Source organism: Methylobrevis pamukkalensis (assembly GCF_001720135.1).
Lineage (GTDB): Bacteria > Pseudomonadota > Alphaproteobacteria > Rhizobiales > Pleomorphomonadaceae > Methylobrevis > Methylobrevis pamukkalensis.
This window is the reverse complement of the sequence record NZ_MCRJ01000182.1, coordinates 1-5,056: the sequence shown is the minus strand read 5'-3', so window position 1 is coordinate 5,056 and position 5,056 is coordinate 1. Positions and strand designations below refer to the sequence as shown.

Genomic DNA, 5,056 nt, shown 5'->3' with positions numbered 1-5,056 from the left:
TGCGGGCAAGACCATCATGCTCTCGGCGGTCACCGGCGAGATGATCGGCGACGGCGCCAAGGCCTGCGTTCTGGCCCATCGCGACGAACTGACGGCGCAGAACCGTGCCAAGTTCCAGCGCGTGGTGCCGGGCGTCGCCACGTCGGTCATCGACGCCACGGAGAAGTCCTGGGGTGGCCAGGTCGCCTTCGCCATGGTGCCGACGCTGGCGCGGGCCTCGAACCTCGCTGACATGCCGCGCCTCGACCTGCTGGTCGTGGATGAGGCGCACCATGCCGTCGCCGACAGCTACCGTCGCATCATCGACCGGGTGCGCGAGGCCAATCCCGACGCCCGGATCTTCGGGGTCACGGCGACGCCGAACCGGGGCGACAGGAAGGGCCTGCGCGAGGTCTTCGACAACGTGGCCGATCAGGTGCGGCTGGGCGAGCTGATCGCCTCAGGCCATCTGGTGCCGCCGCGCACCTTCGTCATCGACGTGGGCGTGCAGGACGAGCTGCGCTCGGTCCGCAAGACGATGTCGGATTTCGACATGGCGGAGGTGGCGGGCATCATGGACCGCGCCCCCGTCACCGACGAGGTGATCCGCCACTGGAAGGAGAAGGCAGGCGAGCGGCAGACCGTGGTGTTCTGCTCCACCGTCGCGCATGCCGAACACGTCACCGACGCCTTCAGGGCAGCTGGCGTTTCCGCCGCGCTGATCCACGGCGACCTGGCGGCCGAGACCCGAAAGGCGATCCTCGCCGACTACGCGTCAGGCGACATCCGCGTCGTCGTAAACGTGGCGGTGCTGACCGAGGGCTGGGACCATCCGCCGACCTCCTGCGTCGTGCTGCTGCGTCCCAGCTCCTACAAGTCCACGATGATCCAGATGGTCGGGCGCGGGCTGCGCACCGTCGATCCCGAGGAACACCCCGGCATCGTGAAGACCGACTGCGTCGTGCTGGATTTCGGCACCTCCAGCCTGATTCACGGCACGCTGGAACAGGATGTCGATCTCGACGGCAAGACCGAGACCGGCGAAGCGCCGACCAGGACCTGCCCGACCTGCGAGGCGGAGATCCCGCTGGCCGCCACCGAATGCCCGCTCTGCGGCGAGGCGTTCCCGCGGGATGACGAAGAGGTTGGTGAAGGCGGCGGTGCCGCGCCGCTCTCGGGCTTCATGATGACCGAGATCGACCTGCTGAAGCGGTCCAGCTTCGCGTGGGTCGACCTCTACGGCACGGACGACGCGCTGATGGCCACGGGCTTCGCGGCCTGGGGCGGCATCTTCTGGCTGGATGGGATCTGGTACGCGATCGGCGGGGCCAAAGGCGAACGCCCGCATCTGCTGGGTGTGGGCGAGCGCACGGTCTGCCTCGCGCAGGCCGACGACTGGCTGAACACGCACGAGACCGACGAAAGCGCCTTCAAGACGCGCTCTTGGCTGCGCCAGCCGCCCACGGAAAAGCAGCTGCAGTACCTGCCGCCCGAGTGCCGCCATGACTTCGGCCTGACGCGCTACCGCGCCTCGGCGCTGATGACCTTCGGCTTCAACAAGCGCGCCATCCGGCAGCTGATCGACACGGCGGCCTCTCCCGAACGGAGGGCGGCATGATCCATGGCCTCCATCACCCCCATCACGGCCGAGGACCGGCGGCGGCTCTGGCATCCGCGTGGAATGCTCTGTGCTGTTTGCCGGCAACCCACCCGTGGTTTTGGCTGGTTCGATCCGCACCGGTCGAAGCGGCCCCGGCCATCGGTCTGGTTCTGCTCGATGCCCTGCCAGTCCTTCTGGACGCGTTTGGCGCGGGAGCGTTTCGCGATGGTTGACCTGACCGAGGAGGAGCGCGCCGCGATCACCGCCACCATGAAGCGCGTGGCGCTGCTGATGGACGAGATCGGCTGGGCCACACCGCTCGGCGAACTGACCGAGGCGCAGGTGCGCGCGCTGATCGAGGAAGCCGTCGAGGGCTTCCGCGAGGCCATGTCCTACATCGCCAGGGCGCAGACGCCGGAGGTGCCGTTTTGACCCTCGATTACAATCACCGGCCGAGCTTCGCAGAGCGGGTCAACGCCGCCGTCGATCGGGCGCTCATCGCCGATCAGGCCACGCGGCCGCCCCGCGACTATCTCGGCGGCTCGCGCCTCGGCCATGCCTGCGAGCGCGCCTTGCAGTTCGAGTTCACGGCAACGCCGAGGGACGAAGGCCAGGACTTCAGCGGCCAGTCGCTGCGCATCTTCGCGATCGGCCACGCGCTCGAGGATCTGGCCGTCGCCTGGCTGCGCGGCGCAGGCTTCGACCTCTACACCCGCAAGGGCAACCACCCCGATGGCGGCCAGTTCGGCTTCTCGGTCGCGGGCGGGCGCATCCGCGGTCATGTCGACGGCATCATCGCCGCCGGGCCCGAGGGTCTCGGTCTCACCGTTCCCGCACTGTGGGAATGCAAGACCATGAACGCCAAGAACTGGCGCGCCTGCGTCAAGGACGGCGTGACCAAGTCGAAGCCGGTCTACGCCGCCCAGATCGCGGTCTATCAGGCCTACATGGAAACCAGCGTGCCCGGCATCAGCGCCGCGCCCGCCGTGTTCACCGCGATCAACAAGGACACGGCCGAGATGCACCACGAACTGGTGCCATTCGACGCCGATCTCGCGCAGCGCATGTCCGACAGGGGCGTGCGGATCCTGCAGGCGACCGATGTGGGCGAGCTTCTGCCGCGCGTCGCCACCACGCCCGACTTCTTCGAATGCCGCTTCTGCCCGTGGTCCGAGCGCTGCTGGAGGCTTGCCGCATGAGCGACGACGGCATCCTGCACTTCAACCCGTGGATGGACTTCAACGACGGGCCGCCGTCAGAGAACCCCTTCGGCTGCGACCCCGACCCCGAGCAGATCGCCGTGTTCCTCGACACCGTGTTCAGCTGGTGCGAGGGGCTGATCCCGCTCCGCGGCTTCGTTGACAAGGGTCAGGGCCGGGACGGCAAGCCGCACAACATCTGGATCCCGGCCGACGGCACCGCACCCGGCAAGCTCACGACTTTCGCCGCGTGGGCGAACCGCGAGGGGGCGGCGGTCTATGTCATCCCCGGCACGGTCGAGGAGCAGGGTCAGGCACGCGCCGCCGACGTGCTGCAGATGCAGGCCATCGTCGTCGATCTCGACGCAGGCGACATCCCGGCCAAGCTGGACCATGTCACCCGCCACCTCGGCGCACCGACGCTCATCATCGAAAGCGGCGGGCGCACGCCCGAGGGCGCGGCGAAGCTCCATGTCTGGTGGCAACTGACCGAACCCGCCGAGGGCGACGACCTGGCCACCCTCTGCCGCCTGCGCGGCGAGATCGCCGTGAAGGTCGGCGGCGACACGCATTTCCGCTCGGCGCACCAGCCGATCCGGGTGCCCGGCACCGTCTATCACAAGCACGGCCACCAGCGCCTCGTGCAGATCCGCGAACATCGCGCGGTCGAGGTGGATCTTGCGGATTTCGCCGAAAAGGTCGCCGAGATGCCACCGCTGCCAGGCGTAGGCTTCCCCAGCGACGTTGCCGCGCCGACCGCGAAGCCCGGCATCGACGCGGTGCTCACCACGCCGGTGCGCGAAGGCGCGGTCGACGACTGGTCGCGGTTCCAGGGGGCCAGCGCCGCCGTCGGCCATTACGTGCGCCTGGTGCACGAGGGCCGCCTCGACCCGTTCGCGGGCTGGGAGGCGATCTGCGGCTACAACGCCGCCATGCTGCGCCCGTCCTGGCCGCTCGATCGGCTGATGGCCGAGTCCGAACGCCTCTGGGAGCTGCATGTGAAGCGCAATGGCCCGCCGCTCCTGCTCGCGGCCCATGTCGATGCCCCGGCCAGCCCGCTGCCTACCTTCAGCCTCGGCGCTCTGCTCGACGACACGAGCCCCATGCCCGAGGACGTCATCGGGCCGCGCGTGCTGACGCCAGGCGGTCTCCTGGTGCTGGGCGGGGCGCCCAAGGTCGGCAAGAGCGACTTCCTGTTCTCCTGGCTCGTCCACATGGCCGCTGGCGTGCCATTCCTTGGCTTCACGCCGCCCCGGCCGCTGCGCGTGTTCTACCTTCAAGCCGAGATCCAGTATCACTACCTGCGCGAGCGCATGCAGCAGATCGCGCTGCCCGCCGCCGTGATTGCCGCCGCGCGCGACACCTTCATCGCCACGCCGAAGCTGAAGCTGCTGCTCGACGCGGAGGGCGTCGCCCGCGTGGCCGAGGCGATCCGGGCCGCATTCGCCGACGCGCCGCCCGACATCATCGTCATCGACCCGATCCGCAATCTCTTCGACGGCGGACCCGAGGGGGGTGGCGAGAACGACAACACCGCCATGATGTTCTTCCTGAAGGACCGCCTGGAGCTCCTGCGCGAGGCGGTCAGTCCGGACGCGGGCGTCATCCTCGCCCATCACACCCGCAAGGCCAGCAAGCACCAGGTCAAGGACGATCCCTTCCTCGCGCTCTCCGGCGCCAGCGCGCTGCGCGGCTTCTACACCTCGGGGCTGCTCATGCACCGGCCTGACGAGGACAGCAGCGTCCGCAGGCTGGAGATCGAACTGCGGAACGGCCCCGCGCTGCCGGGCAAGCTCATCGACAAGGTGAAGGGCGAATGGGTCGAGCTGAACCCGCTGAACGAGCGTCTGGTGCGCAAGGAGGTCGGCGCCAAACTCGATGCCGAGCGGCTGCGCAAGCACGATGTCATCCTCGGCATGCTGCTGGATGAGGCGGCGAGCGAGCGCCTCTACACCGCGATGCAGTTCGCGGAGACCTTCGAGAACCGGGGCGGTCTGGGCAGCAAGCACACGATCCGCGAGCGGCTCAGCGTGCTGGCGACCAAGGGCTTCGTGAAGTTCCTGCGCGACCCCTCGGGGTTCGGTTTCCCCATCACCCGGTCGCGGTTCGGCTATCTCTGCGTCGAGGGCATGCAGTTCGGCGCGCCCGTCGAGGAGGTCGATCCGGACACCGGCGAGGTCACTACAACCGCCCGTCCGGTGCTGCCCAGCCACTTCAAATGCCCCCAGTCCGGTCTCTGCCTGCAGGTCGAGAACCCCGCCGTCTGGGTCTACCCGGT

4 protein-coding genes are annotated in these 5,056 nt (G+C 68.7%); all 4 read left to right on the top strand.

Going from position 1 to position 5,056, the window contains the following annotated elements; genetic code table 11:
• On the top strand, positions 1–1,597 hold a 1,597-nt coding region (locus A6302_RS19255), incomplete at its 5' end, for a DEAD/DEAH box helicase (RefSeq protein WP_069308385.1).
• A 207-nt stretch (positions 1,598–1,804) separates the two neighbouring features.
• Entirely contained in the window at positions 1,805–2,011 is a 207-nt protein-coding gene (locus tag A6302_RS19250; protein WP_069308383.1) for a DUF6511 domain-containing protein, read from the top strand.
• Complete coding sequence (locus A6302_RS19245) at positions 2,008–2,778, top strand: hypothetical protein (protein ID WP_069308382.1); 771 nt, start codon at positions 2,008–2,010, stop codon at positions 2,776–2,778. Before A6302_RS19250 ends, A6302_RS19245 begins: the two co-directional genes overlap by 4 nt.
• A partial coding sequence (locus tag A6302_RS19240) for an AAA family ATPase (protein ID WP_210183401.1) occupies positions 2,775–5,056 on the top strand: 2,282 nt, incomplete at its 3' end. The genes A6302_RS19245 and A6302_RS19240, both read left to right, overlap by 4 nt.